Below are 22,554 nucleotides of genomic sequence, written 5' to 3'. Positions count from 1 at the left end.
TTTTGGCAAGTCCGAATTGGCTAAAGATCAAAAGATCGCAGCCTTCGGCAGCTCCTACACAGGGGCGTAGGGCAAGGCCCCGTGCAGTCACAGAGGGTTGGGCAAGGCCCCGTTCATTCTTGAACGGGGCTTTTGTGCGTAAAAAAGAATGCTTCTCGACAACCCACGGCATAATGCGCGCCGTGATGACAATTTTTGAACGAACAAGGCGAGCGACGTGTTGAAGAAAACCCTGTTCCAGTTGCACTGGTTTTTCGGCATCAGCGCCGGGCTGGTCCTGGCCCTGATGGGCATCACCGGGGCGACGGTGTCGTTTCAGGATGAAATCCTGAGCGTGCTGAACCCTTCCGTGCTGCAGGTCGAGAAGCAGGTCGCCGGTGTCCTGCCGCCCGCCGAACTGGTCGAGCGTATCGAAGCGGCTTCCGGCAAGAAAGTCTCGATGCTGACCGTCGATACCGACAGTGGAAATGCGGCCAAGGTGTTCTTCACCCCGCCGCCGGGCGAGCGCCGTGGACAGATGCGCTACTTCGACCCGTACACCGCCGAGTTCATGGGCGACGCCACCGGCCAGGACTTCTTCGGCTTCGTGCTGCAACTGCACCGTTTCCTCGCCATGGGCGATACCGGTCGGCAGATCACCGGTGCCTGTACCCTGATTCTGCTGTTCTTCTGCCTCTCCGGCCTGTACCTGCGCTGGCCGCGCCAGTGGAACAGTTGGCGCGCGTGGCTGACCCTCGACTGGAAGAAAAAAGGCCGCAGCTTCAACTGGGATTTGCATTCGGTGGCCGGCACCTGGTGCCTGGTGTTCTACCTGTTGGCGGCGCTGACCGGGCTGTCCTGGTCCTACGAGTGGTACAACAAAGGCCTGACCCGCCTACTTTCCGATGCCCCGCAAAACGAGCGCGTTCGCGGCGGTCGCGGTCCTGCGCCAAGCGGTCCGGCGCCGACCGCCGATTACGCGGCGATGTGGAGCAGCATCTACAGCGCTGCCGGTCCGGCACTGAGCGCCTACAACATCCGCATGCCGCCCGTGGCGGGTCAGCCAGCCACCGTGTACTACCTGTTGAACACGTCACCGCACGACCGGGCGCTGAACCAGATCACCCTCGACCCGGTGACCGGCATCGTCAAACAGCATGATCGATACAGCGACAAAAGCTTCAAGGCGCAGTTGCTGACCAGCATCTATGCGCTGCATGTGGGCAGTTATTTCGGGGTTGTCGGGCGGATCATCCTGACCCTCTCCGCACTGACGATGCCGCTGTTTTTCGTCACCGGCTGGTTGTTGTACCTGGATCGTCGACGCAAGAAAAAGCAGATCAGGGAGGCACGCAAAGGTCTCTCGCAGCCGGGCAGCGATGCCCCGGCGTGGCTCATCGGTTTTGCCAGCCAGAGCGGCTTTGCCGAGCAACTGGCGTGGCAGACCGCCGGGCAATTGCAAGCCGCCGGTTTGCCGGTCAAGGTCCAGCCGCTGGCAAACGTCAGCGAGCAGGATCTGCGGGATTCCAGCCATGCGCTGTTCGTCGTCAGCACCTTCGGCGACGGCGAAGCGCCGGACAGCGCCCGTGGCTTCGAACGCAAAGTGCTGGGCCGGGCCTTGAGCTTCGACAGCCTGAACTATGCGGTGCTCGGTCTCGGTGACCGGCAATATCAACACTTCTGCGGGTTTGCCCGTCGCTTGCACCGCTGGCTGGGCGAGCATGGCGGCAAGACCTTGTTCGCGCCCGTAGAGGTTGACAGCGGCGACCCCTACGCCTTGCGTCACTGGCAACAGCAACTCGGCCTGCTGACCGGACAGGCCCCCGTGGACACCTGGCAAGCGCCCAGTTACGACAACTGGACGCTGACTCGCCGCCAATTGCTCAACCCGGACAGCAGCGGTTCGCCGGTGTATTTGTTGGGCCTCACCGCGCCGACCACCAGCAGTTGGCTGGCGGGCGATCTGGTGGAAGTGTTGCCGCGCAATTGCCCGTGGGCCATCGAGCATTTCCTCGATGGCCTGGGAATCGACGGTCGGGCCACGGTGATTATCGAGGACCTGTCGCAGCCACTGGAGCAAGCCCTCGCCATCCGCCAATTGCCCGAGAATCGGGCTCACCTGGTCGGCCTGCACGCCCAGGCGCTGGTGGATGCGTTGGTGCCCTTGGCCATGCGCGAATACTCCATTGCCTCGATTGCCGCCGACGGTATTCTCGAACTGATCGTACGCCAGGAATTGCACGCCGATGGCAGCCTGGGTGTCGGCTCGGGCTGGCTGACCGAACATGCGCCGGTCGCAAGCGCCATCAGCCTGCGTGTACGGCGCAACAGCGGTTTCCATCTGCCAACCGACCCCGTGCCGATGATTCTGCTGGGGAACGGCACCGGCCTGGCCGGACTGCGCAGCCTGCTCAAGGCACGGATCGCCGATGGGCAGCAGCGGCAGTGGCTGCTGTTTGGCGAGCGCAATCGCGAGCACGATTACCTGTGTCGCGATGAGCTTGAGGAGTGGCTGACGTCGGGCGACCTGGAGCGACTGGACCTGGCGTTCTCGCGGGATCAGGACGAGAAGGTTTACGTACAGGATCGCTTGCGTGAGTCGGCGGATGAGTTGAAGAAATGGCTGGCGGACGGCGCGGTTATCTACATCTGCGGCAGCTTGCAGGGGATGGCTTCAGGGGTGGATCACGCGCTCAACGAAATACTCGGCATCGCAGAGGTCGACCGCCTGATCGAGCACGGTCGCTACCGCCGCGACGTCTACTGACCTTGACCCTGTAGGAGCTGCCGCAGGCTCGGGCCGCGTTCGGACGATCTTTTGATCTTGATCTTAAAAACAAGATCAAAAGATCGCAGCCTGCGGCAGCTCCTACAGGGATCGGTGGTTTCACACCGGCTGCAGCTTCTGCTCAAACACACTCACCCCATCCAGATCCCGCAACACCACGCTCATCTCCCCTGTCTGCCCGTCAATATTCACCTCGCCAAAAAACTGAAACCCAGCAAACGGCGAGGTGTTCTGCGCAGGCGGTGCCTTCTCGAACACCACCTCAGGCCCAAACGTCTTATCCAATGGATTAGGCCCAAAGCTCCCCGCATTCAACGGCCCGGCGACAAATTCCCAGAACGGTTCGAAGTCCTGGAATGCCGCACGGTCCGGCTGGTAATGATGCGCCGCGCAGTAATGCACATCGGCCGTCAGGAACACGAAATTGCGCACCTGCTGCGCTCGCAGGTAACCCAACAGTTCCGCGATTTCCAATTCACGTCCCTGGGCCGGTCCGGGGTCGCCGTTGGCCACCGCCTCCCAACGCATGACGCCAGGGCTGACCTCGCCGTCCGGCACGCCGAGGCCGATGGGCATGTCGGCAGCAATGACCTTCCACTGGGCGTTCGAGGCTTTCAACGAGGCCTTCAACCAGTCCAGTTGCTCACGTCCGAGAAAGGGTTTTGCCGCGCCGAGGTTGTCATCATTCGCCCCGCGATAACTGCGCATGTCGAGAACGAAGACATCGAGCAGCGGGCCATACCCGAGCTTTCGATAAATCCGTCCGCCGCCATCGGCACTCTGCAAACGCATCGGCGCATATTCGAGCCAGGCCTGCCGAGCGCGACCGACCAGGCTGTGGATATCTTTACTCTTGTAGCGCTCATCCAGTTGCTTGCCGGGTGACCAGTTGTTCACCACTTCGTGGTCGTCCCACTGCCAGATCTGCGGCACTTCGGCGTTGAAGCGGCGGATGTTGTCGTCCATCAGGTTGTAGCGGTAATTGCCGCGAAACTCGTCGAGGGTTTCGGCGACTTTGCTCTTGGCTTGGGTGGTGATGTTGCGCCATACCCGACCGCTCTCGGTGGTCAGTTGCGCCGGCACCGGGCCGTCGGCGTAAATGGTGTCGCCGCTGTGGATAAAGAAGTCCGGCAGACGCAGACGCATGGCTTCGTAGATACGCATGCCGCCGATGTCCGGGTTGATCCCGAAGCCCTGGCCGACGGTGTCGCCGCTCCAGACGAAGCGGATGTCGCGACGCGCTTGCGGCACGCTGCGCAAGTGCCCGAACCACGGCTCGCTGGCGACTCCGGTCTGGGCGTCTTCGAATTGCACACGGTAGAAAATCGCCTGGTCGGCGGGCAGGCCAGTGAGTTCGACCCGAGCGGTAAAATCAGTATTGGAAACGGTCAATGGCGAGACAAACCGACGAGGGTTGCTGAACAGGCTGCGGGTGTCCCACTCCACCACCATCCGCGCCGGGCGGTCGCAACGGCTCCAGATCATCGCCCGGTCGCCCAGCAAGTCGCCGGACTGCACGCCATCGGTGAGTTGCGGCCGATCCTTGACCGAAGCAATCACCGCCGGAGCCAACCCGGGCAACAACAGCCCGGCGCCGACGGCTTGCATGACACGACGGCGCCCGAGGTCGAATTTGCTCATGGGGTTCTCCCTGAAAAGGAAAACTAAAACATCCCCGTGTGAACCGGGCGTGACACCTGACCCTATCAAGGAATAGGAAATTTCAGCGCTGCATTTGGGAAACGTCCTAACGCTAGCGTCTGAACGACCCAAGTAGTTTGTGGTTCCCCAACAAAACCAGGAAGGTTAAACCATGAAATATGATTTGAGGTTTCAGGTTTACGGAAGAGAGGAAGCCACCGACTTGGCTGTATTCGAGATCGATTTACCCCCGACCGTTACCACGGATGTCCTGATGCCGATAATGGCTTGGCATAAGGAAGAAGATGCCATGGCGAGCCAGCTTCTAACTGCCAGGCAGATTACGGCAATTGAACGTCTCGCAATGATTAAATTACCCAGGAAGCTAATGCTGTATCTCAGCAGCTACATGTGAGCCTTCGGCATCCCCATCGTGTTGCCACTGACGTCTTCGCGGGCAAGCCCGCTCCCACAATGATCACTGTCGTACACAAGATTTGTGTCCAACGCCAAACCCTGTGGGAGCGGGCTTGCTCGCGAAGGCGGAGTAACATTCAACAAATATGTTGGCTGAACGACCGCTTTCGTCGGAACGCCGCCCGGAGCAAGCCCGCTCCCACAGGGTGTTAAGTGTCAGGCGTTGACGGGCTCTATTGCCAACTCGACTTCCTCAGGCCTTTTGACCACCGCATACACCACCGCCGTCAACAAACTCCCGGCCACAATCGCCAGCAAATAAAGCAGCGCATGGTTGATCGCGTTCGGGATTGCCAACACAAACAACCCTCCGTGGGGCGCCATCAATTTGCAGCCGAAATACATCGACAGCGCACCGGTCAGCGCGCCACCGGCAATGCTCGCCGGAATTACCCGCAACGGGTCCTTCGCCGCAAACGGTATCGCGCCTTCGGAGATGAAACACAACCCCAGCACCAACGCTGCTTTACCGGCTTCGCGTTCGGTCTGGGCGAACTTGCGCCGCGCGATAAACGTGGCGATACCCAAGCCGATCGGCGGCACCATGCCGGCAGCCATGGTCGCTGCCATCGGTGCATAACTCTGCGACGCCAGTAGCCCCACCGAAAACGCATACGCCGCTTTGTTGATCGGCCCGCCCAGGTCGACACACATCATCCCGCCCAGCAACACACCGAGCAGGATCGCGTTGGTGGTGCCCATGCTGTCGAGGAAGTGCGTGAGCCCTTCGAGCATCCCGGCCACCGGTTTGCCGACCACGTAGATCATCACCAGACCGGTGAACAGGCTCGCCAGCAACGGGATAATCAGGATCGGTTTCAGCGCCTCAAGGCTCTGCGGCAACCGCGCATAACGATTGATCGCCTGTGCCGCGTACCCGGCGATGAAACCGGCAATGATCCCGCCGATAAAACCGGCGCCCAGGGTACTCGCCAGCAGGCCGCCGATCATCCCCGGCGCCAAGCCCGGACGGTCGGCAATCGAATAAGCAATGTAGCCCGCCAGCAACGGCACCATCAGCTTGAACGCGGTCTCGCCACCGATCTGCATCAGCGCTGCCGCCAACGTGCCCGGTTCCTTGAACGCCGTGATGCCAAACACGAACGACAAGGCGATCATCAAACCGCCCGCCACCACCATCGGCAGCATGAACGACACGCCAGTCAGCAGGTGTTTATAGACCCCGGTCTTCTCTTGCTTGACCGGGCCTTTGGCGCCCGGCGAAGCACTTTCCTGCCGACCTTCGGCGAGCGCTTTGTTCAGCGTCGCTTCGGCTTGTTTGAGGGCAATCCCGGTGCCGCAACGATAAATTTTCTTGCCGGCGAAACGCTCGGTGGCGACTTCAATATCGCAGGCCAACAAGACCACGTCCGCATCGGCAATCGCCGCTGCACTCAACGGATTACGCGCACCCACCGAGCCCTGGGTTTCGACTTGCAGATCGTAGCCCAGGCGTTTGGCCGCTTGCTGCAAGGCCTCGGCAGCCATGAAGGTGTGAGCAACGCCGGTCGGGCACGCAGTGATCGCGACCAGGCGCGGAGCATTTTTAACCACGGCTTGCGCTACGGGGGCGACGTAAACCTCCGCTTCTTGGGCCCCACGCCGCAACACCGCCTCGACATCTTGCAGAGCCTGCGCAGGCGTACTCCGAAACACCCGTTTACCGACGAATCGCGACATATCCACCGGTGCGCTGGCCACCAGCAACACCCATTCGGCGGCTTCGATCGTGGCGGCCGACAATTGACGTTCCGGGTGCGCGGCATCGGTGACTTCGACGCCGGTGCTCCAGCCCTGACGCTGGGCTGCCGCATCGAGCAACCGCGCGCACAGCACACTGGTGACCATGCCGTTCGGGCAAGCCGTAACAATGGCTAACTTCATGACAATCCCTCTTATTGTTCTGTCAGGACGCGCACACGCACACCCTGTTCGAGCCGCGCCAGTTGCGTGGCATCGCCCATGCCAAAGCCAATCTGGGTGACCGCCATCGCGGCAATCGCCGTGGCGGTTCGCAAGGTCTGTTCAGGCGTGTCGGCACTGAGTAAACCGTGGAGCATCCCGGCCAGCAATGAATCCCCTGCACCGACCGTGCTGGCCACGCTGACCTTGGGTGGCGTGGCGTGCATGGCCGAGCCGACGCTGAACCAGTTCACGCCGTCAGCGCCATCGGAAATCACCACGTGTTCGATACCCTGCGCGTGCAATCGGCTGGCGGCTACCGCTTGGGCGGCCACCGAAATCACCTCGCAACGCAGCGCATCGGCGAGCTCTTCGGTGTTTGGTTTGATCAACCAGGGACCGGCCTTGAGCGCTACGCGCAGCGCTTCACCGCTGGTGTCGAGGGCGACCTTCAAGCCGAGGTTCTTCAACCGCAGGATCAGCGCCTGCAACCATTCAGGACTGACGCCCTGCGGCAGGCTGCCAGCGACGACGACCGCGTCATGCCCCGGCGCGATCAAGTCCAGTCGATCAAGCAGCGCTTGCTGCGCCGCCTCATTGACCAGTGGCCCCGGACCGTTGATATCGGTAATGCGTCCATCGCTTTCCGCCAGTTTGATGTTGCTGCGAGTCTCGCCGGGAACACGGATGAACGCGTCGGCAAAACCACGCTTGGCGAACAGGGTCTCGAACGCCTGAAGATTATCTTCACCGAGAAAACCGCTAACGGTCAGCTGATGCCCAAGGTCCGCGAGCACTTGCGCGACGTTCACGCCTTTGCCGGCAGCGTGGCTGTGCATCGCGTCGCTGCGGTTGACCTGACCGGGCTCAAGGCGCGGCAACTGCACCGTCAGGTCCAGCGCCGGGTTGAGGGTCAGGGTTAAGATCTTGGCCATTACAGCGCCTCCACTAATGCGCGTACTTCATTGGCGCTGCCCAAGGCCAGCGCCTGTCGGGCCAGTGCTTGAGTCTGGGTCAGGTTGAGCTCGCGGATGCGTGCCTTGACCTCGGCGATGCTGCGGCCCGACACGCTGAGTTCATCCACACCGAGACCGACCAGTACCGGCACCGCCAGCGGATCTGCCGCCAGTTCACCGCACACACCGACCCATTTGCCGTTGGCATGCGCCGCGCGCACGGTGATGTCGATCAATTGCAGAACGGCTGGATGCAAGCCGTCAGCCTGCGCCGACAACGTCGGATGACCTCGGTCGATGGCCAAGGTGTATTGCGTCAGGTCGTTGGTGCCGACGCTGAAAAAGTCGACCTCCTTGGCCAGTACCGGCGCCAGCAAGGCCGCCGACGGCACTTCAATCATGATCCCCAGTTGCAAATCCGCAACCGGAATTTCCAGGCGCAGGCGTTCGGTCATGTCCCGCGCCTGGCGCCACTCCTCGACGCTGCCGACCATCGGGAACATGATCCGCAGCGGGCGGTTGTCGGCAGCACGCAGCAAGGCGCGCAACTGCGCTTCCATGACCTGCGGACGTTGCAGGGTCAGGCGAATGCCCCGCACGCCGAGGAACGGGTTTTCTTCTTTGGCGATTGGCCAATAGGGCAGCGGTTTGTCGCCGCCGACGTCCAGGGTGCGCACCACCAGCGGCCGACCGCCCAGGCCATCGAGCACGCGCCGGTATTCAACTTCCTGAGTGGCCTCGTCCGGCGCTTGCGAATGCGCCATGAAAATCAGCTCGGTGCGCAACAGGCCAATGCCTTCGGCGCCCTGCTCCACTGCACTGGTCACGCCAGCGCTTTCGCCGATATTGGCGAACACTTCCACCGCGTGACCGTCGGTGGTCAACGCCGGTTGATGACGTTGTTCAGCGGCCGCTTTCAGGCGTTGCTCGCGGGTGTCGCGCTCTTCGGTGGCGCGCTGCAACGTCGCCGCGTCCGCGTCCACATGCAAGCGACCGCGCTGGCCATCGAGCAACAACGGCGTGCCCGGCACCAGCAACAACACCGCCGCCCCGGCACCGACCAGCGCTGGAATACCGAGGGCCCGGGCAACGATGGCGCTGTGTGCCGTGGCGCCGCCACGGGCGGTGAGAATGCCGGCGACACGGGCCGGATCGAGACGCGCCACGTCGGACGGGCCGACCTCGTCCATCACCAGAATGTACGGTTGATCGGGTTCGCTCGGGGTTTCAACACCACAGAGCTGCGCCAGCACTCGACGGCCGATATCGCGCAAGTCGGCGGCACGCTCGGCGAGCAAGGCATCCTGCAGCGATTCCTGCTGTTTGGCTGCGGCTTCAATCACCGCCATCCACGCCGCTTCGGCGCTTTCGCCTTGTTTGAGGCGAGTCTCGACTTCATCGGTCAATTCCGGGTCGTCGAGCATTTCCTGGTGGGTAATGAAAATCTCGCGAATGGCTTTGGACTTGCTACGTTCGACCAGGCCTTCGATGTCGCGACGCACGTCGGCCAAGCCCTGTTTGAGACGCTCGCGTTCAATGGCGGCGGACTCACCGCGCATTGGGTATTCAAGGGTCTGCAGCACTTGAATGTGCGCCGGGCCGATGGCGATGCCCGGGGCCGCGGCGATGGCTTGGATCAGGCTGCCGGACGCCGGCGCGAGCAGCACTTCGGCTACATCCGCAACCACGTCGCGCTGTTGACTCACGGCCGGTAGCGGCTCGACTTCTTCACCCAGGCCTTCTTCGATGGCAGCCAACAAGGCCGGCAACGCATCGGCGGCGATGCTGGGCTCGGCGATGAATTCCAGCACCTGGCCACGACGGGCACCCAGGCTGAGCAGTTTGCTCAAGCTCTTCACCGACACGGCACTGTCCTGACCCTCGACGATGCGCACGCGAATTTCCCCCTCAAAACTTTTCGCCAGTTGCGCGAGGATTTTTGCCGGACGCGCATGCAAACCGTGAGCGTTGGCCAAGGCGATGCGAGCGCTTGGCCAGTCCGCCGGCAGCTCGCCACCGAGTACTTCGAGGACTTTACGGCTGCTGGTGGCTCGACCCAGTTCATGGCCGCGGCCCTCGATCAGCAACGCGCAAAGGCGTTCGAGCAGTGCCTGATGCGCCTCGCCGAGGCTGGCCAGGCAAAACAGGCCACTGAGTGGCTGACCGAGGTAACGCATCGGCTTGTCCGGGGTGACGAAGGCCAGGCCCGGACGCTTCACGGTTTGCTCGCTGTGCAGCCACCACAAGCCATCGCCCAGGGGCAGCGCTTCGACCTGTTGCAGCACGGCGGCGAAACCGTTGCTCACACAATCGGCCTGACGCAACAAACGCGCACCGCGCCAGACCAGTTCTTCGAAGTCGTCGGCAGACACACCGAGGCCAATCATCTGTGCATCCAGCGCCAGCTCTTGCGGCGCGCCTTGCAGCAGTTTCAGCAGGGCTTCGGCGGAGCTGGCACGACGTAGCGCCTGGCCCAGGTCGGTCTCGCCGAGGGCACGAGTCAACAGTTGCAACAGACGCAGGTGTTCATCGGACTTGGCCGCGATACCGATCGCCAGGTAGACGATCTGACCGTCGCCCCAGTCCACGCCTTCAGGGAACTGCATCAACCGCACACCGGTGGAAAACACCAGATCTCGGGTTTCCGGAGTACCGTGGGGGATGGCAATACCTTGACCGAGAAAGGTCGAGCCCTGGGCTTCGCGCGCCTGCAAACCGGCGAGGTAACCCTCGGCAACCAGGCCATCGGCGACCAGATGCCGGGCCAGCAAGTGCAAAGCTGCGGACTTATCCACAGCCGACTGGCCCATGGATATCTGCTCTAGGGTGAGCTCGAGCATGCTTTCTCCTTTTTGGCGTCTCTTGGCGCCAGGTATTGTTTTGAATGAATCAGCTTAGGCGCTTCGTCATCACTTTTGGCGGTTTCACGGCAGAACCGGCCAAAAGCGTCTACAACGTAGAAAATACGCTTGCTGAAACGTTTAATCTAGAATGTTTGGCACGTTACTCGATTATGTCCCATCCTTGAAGTCCAACTTGTCGGATACGTTGCGACAATAGTCGCCTGTCTTAATCGGGTAGGATTGACAAAAATGTCGGCGAAAAAACAAGGAAAGCCCGAGTTGAAACTCAGTGATATCGCCCAGTTAGCCGGTGTGTCCGTTACCACCGCCAGTTATGTCATCAATGGCAAGGCCGAACAGCAACGAATCAGCAGTGCCACCGTCGAGCGCGTGCGCGCGGTGGTCGAACAACATGGCTTCACGCCCAATCCTCAAGCGGCCGGCCTGCGCAGTCGGCACACCCGCACCTTGGGTTTCATTCTGCCGGACCTGGAAAACCCCAGTTACGCGCGGATCGCCAAATTGCTGGAACAAGGCGCCCGGGCTCGCGGTTATCAGCTGCTGATCGCCAGCTCCGACGATGCACCGGACATCGAACGGCAGTTACTGCAACTGTTCCGTGCCCGGCGCTGTGACGCGTTGATCGTTGCCAGCTGCTTGCCTTCCGGTGATGAAAGTTATCGCCAGTTGCAGGCCAAGGGCATTCCGATCATCGCCATCGACCGGGTCATGGAGCCTGAGCATTTCTGCTCGGTCATCAGCGACGACCGTGAAGCCAGCCTGCAACTGACCCGCAGTCTACTGGACCCGCTGCCCAAGCAGATCGCGCTGATCGGCGCACGCCCCGAACTGAGCATCAGCCAGGAGCGGGCTGCCGGTTTCAAGGAAGCGCTGGCCGGGTTCAAAGGCGAGGTGCTGATTGAGCACGGCGAGTCGTTCAGCCGTGAGTGCGGCAAACAGTTGATGGAGAAACTCCTGCAGCGCCTGGGTCATTTGCCGGACGCGCTGGTGACCACGTCCTACGTCCTGCTTCAGGGCGTGTTCGATGCCTTGCACGATTTCCCACTCAAAAGCCGCCCGCTTCGCCTGGGTACATTCGGCGACACGCAACTGCTGGATTTCCTGCCCTTGCCGGTCAATGCCATGGCCCAGCAGCATCAGCTGATCGCCGACAAAGCCCTCGCGCTGGCGCTGGCCGCCATCGAGCAATCCGATTACCAACCCGGCGTACAAGCCATCCCACGCACCTTCAAGCAGCGCATTCGCCAGGACTGAACCGTGGAGTTCATCGACAGCCACACGCATCTGGATTTTCCGGACTTTGACGAGGATCGTGCGGCGCTGCTGGTCGAAAGCCGCGCCCTCGGCGTTCGGCGGATGGTAGTGTTGGGGGTTTATCAGGCCAATTGGCAGCGAGTCTGGGATTTGGTGACAGGCGATCCGGACCTGCATGCCGCATTCGGTTTGCACCCGGTTTATCTGGATGACCATCGGCCTGAAGATTTACACGAACTCGGCGAATGGCTGACCCGGCTGGCTGGTCATCGGCAGCTGTGTGCGGTCGGCGAGATCGGCCTGGATTACTTCATCGAAACCCTGGACCGCGAGCGTCAGCAGACGCTGTTCGACGCCCAGCTGCAATTGGCGGCGGACTTCAATCTGCCGGCGCTGATTCATGTACGTCGCAGCCATGCGGCGGTGATTGCCACGCTCAAGCGGTTTCGGTTGAAACGCGCGGGGATCATCCATGCCTTCGCCGGCAGTAAGGAAGAAGCCCGCGAGTACATCAAGCTCGGTTTCAAACTTGGCCTGGGCGGCGCGGCGACCTGGCCTCAGGCCCTGCGCATGCACCGTGTACTCGCCGAGCTACCGCTGGATTCGGTGGTGCTGGAAACCGACTCACCGGACATGGCACCCGCCATGTTTCCAGGGCAACGCAACAGCCCGGCCCACTTGCCGGCGATCTGCTCGGCACTGGCCGACATCATGGCCATCAGCCCCGAGCAACTGGCCGCCGCCAGCACCGCCAATGCCTGTGAGATGTTCGACTGGTAATCAGTCGGTGTGAGCCTTGGCGGCCTCGAGAATCAAGGTCATGTGTTGGCGGTGTCGGGCAAACCGAACGACCAGAAAATAAATCAGCATCGCCAGCAGCGAGAAGTTCAGCTGTTCGACCACATTGAGCATTCCGACCCATTCCATCACCAACGCCACCAGCAATGCCGTGCACACCATCACCAACGTGCTCGCTCGCAGCAATGCCAGCGAGTCACTGGACTTGAAGCGCTTGATCTGTTTTGGATCGCTCAGCTGCAAGGCTTTATGGCAGTGGGAACAGGCAAATGCTTCATTGATCGAAATGGCGTTGAGTTGCCAGGATTCGAGTGCGAGCGTGTTTCCGCAGTGTGCGCAATGACCCCGAATTCCATTCGTTGCAGCAGACATTTCCGAGCCTCCTCAGGGCAAGTCAGGAACGTTGATCTTCCTTCATTGAAGACCAAAAGCCAGAGAGCGGAGGAAAACAGGTAATTTCCTACTCGGGAAGGGAATAAGCACTACAGATCATGCACAAACCCTGTGGGAGCGGGCTTGCTCGCGAAAGCGGCATAACAGTCGACATAGATGTTGAATGTCAGTCAGCCTTCGCGAGCAAGCCCGCTCCCACATTTACACGCGAAACGCGCTGATCAGCTGCTTGAGTTCCACCACCTGAGCCGTCAACGCGCGGCTGGCATCCTCGGTCTGGTGTGCGCCTTCAGCGGTGCGTTCACCCGCGCGGTTGATCTCGACGATATTTTGGTCGATATCGTGAGCCACGGCGGTCTGCTGCTCCACCGCGGCGGCGATCTGCTGGTTCTGGTCGACGATCATGCCGACGGCACCCAGAATGTTTTCCAGCGCTTTCTGAACCTTTTCCGACTGCCCGACGGTGCCACTGGCCACCTGATGGCTGATGCCCATCGCCTTGACCGCCGCCCCGACTCCGCCATGGAGCTTGGCGATCATCTGTTCGATTTCTTCGGTTGATTGCTGGGTGCGCTTGGCCAAGGTCCGGACCTCGTCCGCCACCACCGCAAAACCACGCCCTTGCTCGCCCGCTCGCGCCGCTTCGATCGCCGCGTTGAGCGCCAGCAGGTTGGTCTGTTCGGCGATGCTCTTGATCACCTCCAACACTCGGCTGATGGACTGGCTGTCGTTAGCCAGTTGATTGATCACCAGCACCGACTGATCGATTTCACTCGCCAATTGCGCGATGCTGCCCTGCTGCGACTCCACCAGCCCGCGACCGTTGATGGTTTCGTCGTTGACGCTATGAGCGCTGCTGACCGCTGCCGCGGCACTGCGCGCCACCTCCAGGGAGGTGGCCGACATCTGGTTCATGGCCGTCGCCACCTGCTCGATCTGCGAACGCTGCCCCGCCACGGCCTGGTTGCTCTGCGCAGAAACGTTCTCTACCTGCCCGGCCTGGCGCTCGACCTCTCCCACTGTCTGCCCCACACGCTCGATCAGGTCATGGATTTTCTTCACGGTGCCATTGAACACTTCGCCCAACTCACCCAGTTCATCGCGACTGTTCGCGTTGAAGGTCACCGTCATGTCGCCAGCAGCCACCTTGTCCATCATCGCGCCAAGACTTTTCAGGGTCGTGCGGGTCGAGGCGTAGAAGCCGCCGTAGAGGTAAAAAATCAACACAAACACCACCGACAACGCCACGGCCTGCAAAATCATGTGCGTGCGGTTCTGGTCCAGTCGCTGCTGCAACTGGGTGCCGAGAAACTTCAGGGTTGCTTCGTTAAGCTGATAGGTACGGTCCATCAGGCCCGTGACCTGATCGTAAAAACCCTGCCACGGCGCATCAAGCGTATCAGCCATTACCACCTGTTCTTCGAACAGCTCACTGGCCTTCTTCAAGGACGCCTTGCTGGTATCGGCCTGAGCGGCCAGGGTTTCCCGCGCCGCCTTGCTCGAACCCAAGGCATCCTGCAACTTCAGCCCGTATTCGCCCTGCAGCTTTTCGATCTGTGCCAACAATTCATCGAAACGGGTACTCGATGCCGAGTTGAGAAAACCCTGCCCCAGGGAAATAGCGCCCATTGCCCGACCTTCACCCAAAAGCTGGGTAATGGGCGGCGTGACATTAGTAATAAGTTCGCTCAGCTGGCGCATGTCGCTCTGAGTATCGCGGCTCAAGCCGGCCTGACTGGCGATGATCTGACTGAAAATCTGCGCATTGCCAAGCAATTTACCGATCATCCCGGTTTTGCTTTGCAGGGAGCTTTCCGTTTGCTGGGCCTTGAAGGCAGCGATCATTTCATCGCGCTTGGCATCGAAAACAGCGATCTGTTCCGGATCAGTGGTCATCGCCGTCAGCCCTTGCAAACGGCTCAGCACGCTTTGCCCCAAGGTATTGATCTGCGACTCGACATTGCCGGCCTTGCCAGACTGACCCAGGGTGACGTTGATCTGCACCAGGTTGTTCAGGGTTTCCAGGTCGCGCCGTAACGCCAGGCTGCTGCCCAGAAGGTCAAGGCTCTGCAATTCGACCCGAGTGCCCTGGAACTCGCGATAGGAATCGCTCACCAGATAGAAGTTGGTGACCAGCATCGGCACTAGGAACAGCACGCTGATCAGGCTGAACTTCATACCAAAGCTCAGGCGATTCATTAGCGCAACGGCGGGATAGAGCAAGCTCTTCACTGGAATTCTCCCTTCGATTTCTTATTTTTATTGGCAGGCGCGGGTCGAGAGCAGATAGCCACTATTCGGCGCTTACTCTGTATAACTTAAATCGGCGGGAGGTTTTGTAACTTAAGGTTAACGGCAGGAATTACGCGATCGTATAGCAGCTGGCGTAGCCTGCGTCCGGCTGCGTAGCAGTCGTAAAATCAAGCGATGCGGTGTTTCAGGAAAAACGTGCACTCAGGTTTTACGACTGCTACGCAGCCGAACGCAGGCTACGCCAGCTGCTATGTATGGACTCGCCCCCACTGTCTACCCGCTTTTGAAAAACCGTCGCCCCGTTGCATCTATGTATCAGGCCTATTCGTGGAAGCCGTCGTCGGCTTCTGGCCAAAATTGGAAAAGCTCGTGGTATGCCGATTACAGTCAGGCCTCGAAGGCCAGTAGCAGCTTAGGCATCAATCCACGCCGGTCTTACCTGGGGTCAATTTTTTTCAGCAAGGGTCGGACAGTTAGTACCTCGGTGGCAGAACTCTGTTGCTCAGTGGCTCATCGTCGCTTGCTGGCCATCACCAGCGTGGCGACGATAAGTCTGGTCATTCTGTAAAAGCACCCAGACGATTCGCAGGTTGCGGTTGGCTAGCCTGATCGCAGCCTCCTTACGGCCCAGCCGGCTCATCCAGCGCAACAAACGGAGGTCATCGGGTTGCTGGGAGTCAGGTCGTAGTTGTTGCAGCACCGCATGGGCTCCCTGGATCATCAGGCTGCGTAAATAAACATCACCTCGCTTGGTCATGTCCCCCAGCCGGACCGTATCCCCGCTGCTGTGCTGGTCAGGCACCATGCCAAAGTACGCGGCAAACTTGCGGGCATTGGGAAATCGCTCAGGCTTGGTTTCCTTGGCCACCAGTGCCGTGGCCGTGACTGGGCCGATGCCGCGCACAGTCATCAGTCGCTTCGCCGTCATGTCGGCGTTGGCAGCCACTTCCAGGCGTCCCGTCAGCACGCTGATGCGCTCGCCCAAATGGCGCCACTCGGCCAACAATTCGTCGATCAGTTCACGCAGCAGGCCCGGCACTGGCTGGGTAGCATCTTCCAGTATCCGCGGAGTTTTCTGGCTGATCGCAACATCGCCCTGCGACAAGGCCACGCCGTGCTCAAGCAGCAGGCCGCGCATCTGATTACTGACTGCCGTGCGCCGACGCACATAGCCCTGACGGGCGCGATGCAGCGCCTGCATTGCCAGCGCTGCAACGCTTTTGACCGGTACTGCGCAGATTTTTTCATCGCGACCAGCCCGCAGAATTGCCAGCGCATCGTTGCGATCATTTTTAGGTCCGCTGCGATGTGTGGCCACCAAACCGGCTGGAAGAATCCGCGCCAGATTGCCTTGGTTTTGCAGCTGCCGGGCCCAGGCTTGAGCACCCGGACCGGTCTCCATCAAAACCACGACATGAGGCGCCAACTGTTGGAGAAATTCATAAAACGCCTCGCGAGACTTGATCCGCTGCTCGTAGCGCACTTGGCCGAGGACATCTTCGCCGGCGACCTGAAAGACCTGCTTGGCCAGATCGACCGCTAAGGTTGTGCAGGCCGACAAATCGGAAGAAGACAGGGATTGATCAATCGAACTATCATTTTTCATGGACTCGCCCTCGCTGTCGTTGGCTGTTTAGACTGCCACCGTGGCGCATTGACGCCTCGGCTTGGGCGAGTCCATCCAATTACAGGGTCGGTGTCCTCAAGGAAGGACTGTCCACAACGCAAACCCGGCATACCAGAGTACCGCCGCTCGCAACTGCAACTCCCAGATCCGGTCCAGGTTATTGATACCGTCAGGCCCGACCACCGGCGCCGGAATTTCACCGGCCACCAGCCCGACCCTCTCGATCAATTGGGCGGCGCTGATGTTCCAGTTCAGCAGTTCGTGCAACATCACCCGGCCGACCGCAACAAAGTTGCCCACTAACGCAAAACTCGCCGCCAGCAGTCGCACCGGTACCCAATCGAACGCGTGCCGCAGCTGTGCGGCGCGCTCGACCACAGCGCGATTCTGCCCGTGCTCTTCGGCCAGGGCCAACAGGCGGTAGCTCAACGCCGCGACCGGCCCCAACAGGAAATACCAGAAAATCACCGCAAAAAAGCTTTGATAGGCTTCCCACAGCAAGTGCCCTTCAACCCGTTCCAGCAGTTGCTCACCGCTGTCGGCGCAGATACCCAAGTCGCGGTTCGCCACATGGGAGGCGGCTTGCAGGTCTTCCCGCCGCCAGGCATCGCGAAATGGCCCCAGGCCGGCCAACAGATCACCGCGACCCAGGCTGTAAATCACCACCAGCAAGTGCACCGGCAACGCAAGCAGGCCGTAGGCTACCGGCTCCAGCACCACCAGCAGCAACGCCAGCAGCGCCACTGGCAACAACACCAGGACGATCAAGACCAACCACGGATTTTTTGCCAGACGTGGATTGGACTCCAGCTTGTGCAATTCGCGTAACCAACCACCATCACGTTGAACCCGATGGCGCAGGGCCGAGAATTTCTCGATCCAGACTGCCAACAGCAACACCAGAAAACTCATTGTTGTTCCTCTTTTGCCAGGGCTGCGCGATAGCGTGCCCAGTCGAACGCCGGTCCCGGATCAGTCTTGCGCCCGGGAGCAATGTCGCTATGCCCGCAGATACGCTGGGCGGTGATGGCCGTGAACGTGCTTTGCAATTGTCGGGTCAGGGCCGTCAGCGCTTGATACTGCGCGTCGGTGAACGGCAGATCATCCGTGCCCTCGAGCTCGATGCCCACGGAAAAATCGTTACAGGTTTCCCGACCTTCGAAACTCGAGACACCGGCATGCCAGGCACGCTCCAGACAGGAGACAAACTGAGTGACGGCGCCGTCACGCTCGATCAGAAAGTGCGCAGAGACCCGAAGGTCCGCAATCCCTTCAAAGTAGGGATGCTCCGTGACATCCAGACGATTCTGGAAAAACTCCTGCACCTTGCCGGTGGCGAACTGCGCCGGCGGAAGGCTGATGTTGTGGATCACCAGCAGGGAAATTTCGCCGCAGGGGCGTTCATTGAAGTTGGGCGACGGGCACATACGTACGCCCTGACACCATCCACTCGCGGGGTCCAACTGCATACAGGTTCCTTCAACGACAACTGTGTTAGCGCCCAGTATGCCGCGATAGCCCCTCGCGGCGCGATCACTTGCCGCGATTGAGCCGTCGCAAGTTGTCGATGACCGACTCCAGCGCCCGGTCGAACAGCAGCGTATCGTCGAGCGTGCGCACCCCGCCACGGCAAAACTCCTGGGCCAGCCGGGTGCGGCTGCGTTCCAGTACTTTCATCCCGGTGCGATCGACGAAAATGTACTTGCCCGTGGCGTCGATAATCGCCGCCAACTTGTAGCGCAGGGTATTTTCCTCATCTTCTTGAAACTCGACCCAGCAGCCCAGGCGCAACTGATCGACCTGCCGCACACCCGCATCATCCTCCGGCAAACGCACCGAGGGTACCTCGACCCGGCCATCGTCGGCCGTGCGCGAGACGACTTGCTCCTGCACTTCGATCATCACCGGTGCATTGCCAGACTGTTCAAACGTCTGTCCCGGACGCTCGAACAACTGAACGTGCAAACATTCCAGCTCACTGAAAAACTCACCGGTGGCGAACGGATCGAACGCCGAACTGCTCAGCCCATCGCGCAATGACTTGAGCAGCCCCGGCACCAACGCCAAGAGACGCATACTCGAGTCGGGCTCAGCATGGCGCTGCACGCTCCAGATCAACTGCTCCATGGTGTGTACGTCGGCGTGCCACTCGGCGCAGTGATCGCCGTGTTTGAGGCAAGTCAGCAGCAACACCTTGCTCCAGGCCTCCTGGACAAACGTCACGACACTTTGCGGCAGGACTTTGCCCAGCAATGCCTGATTCAACACGTGTTCGACCCGTTGGCGGGCCAGTTCAGTCCTGGCACGCCCCTCTTCGGCATCACGGATTCGCTGTTCCAGCAGCTCGCTACGACGGCGTTCATCGCTGGTGAAGGCGAGAAAGTCCGCCAGCAGTTCGGAAAAGATTGCAGGGTCATCGACAAAGTCGTTCAACAAACGCTGCACCACCTGCTCAATGCGCAGGTACAGGCCGTCGCGTTCGTGGTCATCGCACTCGCCCCAGCCCATGGCAGCCGTGGCGATTTCATTGAGCAGACGCCGGGCCGGGTGGCTGCCGCGGCTGAAGAAGCTCTTGTCCAGCACCGCCACTTTCAGCATCGGAATCTGCAATCGGCCGATCAACGCCTTCAGGGAGTCCGGCAGGTTGCGGTCGTCGAGGATGGATTCGAAAAGCATGGCGATCAGGTTGATCACGTCTTCGTCAGCCACCCCGACAACCCGCGACTTGCCGCTTTTGACGCTGGCCCGAGTGAGCAACTGTTCCAGCTGGTTTCGCAGATCGAAATCGTCCTGAGCCGCCTGAGCTGGCACGTATTGCTGCAAGTGCGAGAGCAGGCGCAACAGGTCGCGGGTAGAAATCGGCTGGGTCTGGGCACTGGCTTCGAGCGTCGGCGCAACACTGCCGCGTACGTGAAACAGCAGTTCCTGCAATGCCGCAAAGACTTCCTGCACGCCGTCGTCGACCTGGGTTGCGCTAGCGCTGGTGCCGGTCTGCGCAGTATCGGCCAGGACGCTGGCGGCGGCTCGATCCGTGGCCCTGCGTGCCGGGACAGGCTTGAGGTCGGGCAGCACACCGGTGGCGATCAGCAGCTGATTGGCTTCGCCGTAAAGCTGATCGGCATGACTGAGCACATAACGTTCGAACAGCTTGAGGATGATCAGCTTGACCTTGATCTCCACCCCCAGGTTGCTCCCGGCCTGCAAGAAGTACTCGCAGAGCATCGCCGGTCCCAAGGGGTTGTATTGGTCGACCAACGGCATGCCCAACAGGGCGCTGAATCGCGCGGTCAGTTGGTCAAGAGCAAAGCCGTCGCGGTTGAATACTTTGCTGACCATGGCTTCCACCGCCACGTTGCGTTCCAGGTCACCGTCGGAGGACGACGACTGGGCGTCATGGGGTAAGGCTGTCTGCGTGATGTCGTTGGGAGTGAGGCTGACAAACGCCTCAAAGAACTGCTCGAGAAACACTCGTTCGATGCTTTTGCGTTTGAGCCGCAAGTCACGCATGGCTTCGAAGAACAGGTGCTGCTCAACACCATTGCGCGCCCGATCAGCCATTTCGAACAGGGTGTCGTCCGCATTATCGAACAGTTCCTGCAACCCCTGCCTGAGCTGCCGGGCAGCCTTGTCGCGAACCTGAAGCAGAATCACAGGCAGGCGGGCGAGCGGCGAGTGAATCGCTTTTTCGGTAGCCGCCTTGTGCAAAGGCACTACATTCCCGTCGTTGTGCATCCAGCCTCCTGAAACGGTGAGTCTTCGGTTCGTAAAGCAAGGAGCGTCAAAGCTATGGCGTCAAACGCAAGGCGAATTATCTTGCAAAAGGTGTCCCCTGTACCAGCAGACTCTGCACTTCCCGTTGAAATAGGCACTTTCGAATGATCAAGGCCGTGAGCCGACTGCTCGTAGGAATCGACCAAATGCAGGGATGCGAACGATCCGAACGGCTCTGATGCCTTGGGTTGGCCCACGCCATGGCCCTATAATCGGGCCACTTTGTTTGTGGAGTCCGTTATGCCGAATCTACGTCTCGCCGATCTGACCGCCGAAATCGAAGCCAACGTGCGCCGTGCGTTGCTCGAAGACATCGGCAGCGGCGACATCACCGCGCAACTGATCCCGGCTGAACGCCTGGCCAAAGCCACCATCATTACCCGCGACGCCGCCGTCATCTGCGGCACCGCCTGGGTGGACGCCGTCTTCCGGCAGCTGGACCCGCGGGTTGCGGTGCATTGGCAGGTTGCCGACGGCGAACAGGTGAAGCCCAATCAGGTGTTGTTCCACCTCGAAGGCCCGGCGCGCTCGCTACTGACCGGTGAACGCTCCGCGCTGAATTTCCTGCAAATGCTCTCTGGCGTCGCCACGCGCGCGCAATACCTGGCGGATTTCGTTGCCGAGACTCAGGTGAAATTGCTCGACACCCGCAAAACCCTCCCGGGTCTGCGCCTGGCCCAGAAATACGCCGTGACCTGTGGCGGTTGCCACAACCACCGCATCGGCCTGTATGACGCGTTTCTGATCAAGGAAAACCATATCGCCGCCTGTGGAGGCATCCCTGAAGCCATCACGGCCGCGCACAAGATTGCTCCGGGCAAACCGGTAGAGATCGAAGTGGAAAGCCTGGCTGAACTGAAAGAGGCGCTGGCGGCCGGTGCCGACATCATCATGCTCGACGAATTGAGCCTGGATGACATGCGTGAAGCCGTGCGCCTGAACGGCGGCAAGGCAAAACTGGAGGCCAGCGGCGGTATCAACGAAAGCACGCTGCTGCCGATTGCGGAAACCGGGGTGGATTACATTTCGATTGGTGCGATGACCAAGGACGTGAGGGCAGTCGACCTGTCGATGCGCCTGAGCCTGTGATCAACCGAAACTGTAGGAGCGAGCTTGCTCACGATGGTCGCTAACGAAAACGCGTGTTTACTGGTTAAACGCGGCGCTCTTGATGACATCGCGAGCAAGCTCGCTCCTACAGGAGGTTGGCGTTTTTTCAGACCACCAGATTATTCATCTCGCAGTATTCTTCCCACTCGACGCCCAACACCTCGGCCGCCTCTTTGTGCAGAACCAGGCGCGCGGCCTCGAACTCTTCCGGAGTCGAGGTGTACTTGAGCGTCAGTTCCCACGGCTGCAGGCCCTGGGATTCTGCCTCATCCTCGAATGCCCACTGGATCTGGTCTTTCTGATCATCGGCGGGCAGGTCCTTGATCTCTTCAGCGAGCTGGGGCGAATCCAGCAAGTACTTCTTCAGCGCTTCTTCGTGTCTGGCTTCTTGGGTCAATTCTTTAACGGTCATGGCGTTCTCGTTGATCTGGGGAATGGAAGATGGATCTGGATCATCAAGGATCTCTCTGACGCAAAAAAACCGCTTGAAACCTGGTTTGTCTGGCCTTCAGAACCATTCGGGATCATTTGAAAACAAGGTGTCGCTGGTGCCCGAGACAGGAATTGAACCTGCGACCTTCGCGTTACGAGTGCGCTGCTCTACCAACTGAGCTACACGGGCGGTGGGCTAAACCTAGCACTGACCATGGAGTCAGGCAACTTTGTAAACCGTTAAGATCAAAAGATCGCAGCCTGCGGCAGCTCCTACACGCGGACTTATGTAGGAGCTGCCGCAGGCTG

At 60.3% G+C, this 22,554-nt stretch carries 16 protein-coding genes and 1 tRNA gene; 5 read left to right on the top strand and 12 right to left on the bottom strand.

Going from position 1 to position 22,554, the window contains the following annotated elements:
- The first annotated feature begins 217 nt into the window (after nt 1-217).
- Complete coding sequence (locus ACA052_RS03885) at nt 218-2,746, top strand: PepSY domain-containing protein (protein WP_497648478.1); 2,529 nt, start codon at nt 218-220, stop codon at nt 2,744-2,746.
- A 120-nt stretch (nt 2,747-2,866) separates the two neighbouring features.
- On the opposite strand, the gene ACA052_RS03880 is transcribed toward ACA052_RS03885, so the two are convergent.
- A complete protein-coding gene (locus ACA052_RS03880; RefSeq protein ID WP_497648477.1) occupies nt 2,867-4,408 on the bottom strand; it encodes an alkaline phosphatase D family protein in 1,542 nt (513 codons plus the stop codon).
- A gap of 172 nt (nt 4,409-4,580) precedes the next feature.
- On the opposite strand from ACA052_RS03880, the gene ACA052_RS03875 reads away from it, so the two are divergent.
- The gene (locus tag ACA052_RS03875) at nt 4,581-4,823 is read left to right on the top strand and encodes a pyocin S6 family toxin immunity protein (protein WP_497648476.1); all 243 of its coding nucleotides are present in this window, start codon (nt 4,581-4,583) and stop codon (nt 4,821-4,823) included.
- Between the two features lie 218 nt (nt 4,824-5,041).
- On the opposite strand, the gene ACA052_RS03870 is transcribed toward ACA052_RS03875, so the two are convergent.
- From ACA052_RS03870 to ptsP, 3 genes are read right to left on the bottom strand one after another with little or no spacing between them, the layout of a single operon-like run.
- The gene (locus ACA052_RS03870; RefSeq protein WP_497648475.1) at nt 5,042-6,769 is read right to left on the bottom strand and encodes a PTS fructose-like transporter subunit IIB; all 1,728 of its coding nucleotides are present in this window, start codon (nt 6,767-6,769) and stop codon (nt 5,042-5,044) included.
- An 11-nt stretch (nt 6,770-6,780) separates the two neighbouring features.
- Nucleotides 6,781-7,722, bottom strand: coding sequence for a 1-phosphofructokinase (gene pfkB / locus ACA052_RS03865; RefSeq protein ID WP_497648474.1), 942 nt, complete (start codon nt 7,720-7,722; stop codon nt 6,781-6,783).
- On the bottom strand, nt 7,722-10,583 hold the full coding sequence (gene ptsP / locus ACA052_RS03860; RefSeq protein WP_497648473.1) for a phosphoenolpyruvate--protein phosphotransferase: 2,862 nt from the start codon (nt 10,581-10,583) through the stop codon (nt 7,722-7,724). The genes pfkB and ptsP overlap by 1 nt, the downstream gene beginning before the upstream one ends.
- Nucleotides 10,584-10,865: 282 nt before the next feature.
- On the opposite strand from ptsP, the gene cra reads away from it, so the two are divergent.
- Nucleotides 10,866-11,861 carry a catabolite repressor/activator gene (gene cra, locus ACA052_RS03855; RefSeq protein WP_497650265.1) on the top strand — a complete coding sequence of 332 codons (996 nt, stop codon included), beginning with the start codon at nt 10,866-10,868 and terminating at the stop codon, nt 11,859-11,861.
- 3 nt (nt 11,862-11,864) lie between these two features.
- Nucleotides 11,865-12,641 (top strand): TatD family hydrolase, encoded by a 777-nt coding sequence (locus ACA052_RS03850; protein WP_497648472.1) that lies wholly within the window; start codon nt 11,865-11,867, stop codon nt 12,639-12,641.
- Here the strand turns inward: ACA052_RS03850 and ACA052_RS03845 are convergent, their stop codons facing one another.
- The 6 genes from ACA052_RS03845 to ACA052_RS03820 form a co-directional block, all read right to left on the bottom strand.
- On the bottom strand, nt 12,642-13,031 hold the full coding sequence (locus ACA052_RS03845; protein ID WP_497648471.1) for a hypothetical protein: 390 nt from the start codon (nt 13,029-13,031) through the stop codon (nt 12,642-12,644). It lies immediately after the preceding gene.
- A 222-nt stretch (nt 13,032-13,253) separates the two neighbouring features.
- The gene (locus ACA052_RS03840; RefSeq protein ID WP_497650264.1) at nt 13,254-13,958 is read right to left on the bottom strand and encodes a methyl-accepting chemotaxis protein; all 705 of its coding nucleotides are present in this window, start codon (nt 13,956-13,958) and stop codon (nt 13,254-13,256) included.
- Between the two features lie 1,849 nt (nt 13,959-15,807).
- Nucleotides 15,808-16,866: an IS110 family RNA-guided transposase gene (locus tag ACA052_RS03835; RefSeq protein ID WP_497650263.1), complete on the bottom strand. Its 1,059-nt coding sequence runs from the start codon at nt 16,864-16,866 to the stop codon at nt 15,808-15,810.
- 141 nt (nt 16,867-17,007) lie between these two features.
- Nucleotides 17,008-17,844 carry a regulatory signaling modulator protein AmpE gene (ampE, locus tag ACA052_RS03830; RefSeq protein ID WP_497648470.1) on the bottom strand — a complete coding sequence of 279 codons (837 nt, stop codon included), beginning with the start codon at nt 17,842-17,844 and terminating at the stop codon, nt 17,008-17,010.
- Complete coding sequence (gene ampD / locus ACA052_RS03825) at nt 17,841-18,401, bottom strand: 1,6-anhydro-N-acetylmuramyl-L-alanine amidase AmpD (RefSeq protein WP_497648469.1); 561 nt, start codon at nt 18,399-18,401, stop codon at nt 17,841-17,843. The genes ampE and ampD overlap by 4 nt, the downstream gene beginning before the upstream one ends.
- 64 nt (nt 18,402-18,465) lie before the next feature.
- Nucleotides 18,466-20,664 (bottom strand): DUF1631 domain-containing protein, encoded by a 2,199-nt coding sequence (locus tag ACA052_RS03820; protein ID WP_497648468.1) that lies wholly within the window; start codon nt 20,662-20,664, stop codon nt 18,466-18,468.
- Between the two features lie 279 nt (nt 20,665-20,943).
- Here ACA052_RS03820 and nadC point away from each other — a divergent pair, with 279 nt between their 5' ends.
- Nucleotides 20,944-21,792, top strand: coding sequence for a carboxylating nicotinate-nucleotide diphosphorylase (nadC, locus tag ACA052_RS03815; RefSeq protein ID WP_497648467.1), 849 nt, complete (start codon nt 20,944-20,946; stop codon nt 21,790-21,792).
- A gap of 127 nt (nt 21,793-21,919) precedes the next feature.
- On the opposite strand, the gene ACA052_RS03810 is transcribed toward nadC, so the two are convergent.
- Complete coding sequence (locus ACA052_RS03810; RefSeq protein ID WP_059403417.1) at nt 21,920-22,225, bottom strand: DUF6388 family protein; 306 nt, start codon at nt 22,223-22,225, stop codon at nt 21,920-21,922.
- Between the two features lie 134 nt (nt 22,226-22,359).
- A tRNA-Thr gene (locus ACA052_RS03805) sits at nt 22,360-22,435 on the bottom strand.
- Nucleotides 22,436-22,554: the final 119 nt, after the last annotated feature.

The organism is Pseudomonas sp. LBUM1644 (assembly GCF_059716195.1).
Note: the sequence above shows the minus strand (reverse complement) of the source record. Positions and strands in the feature narration are given on the sequence as shown.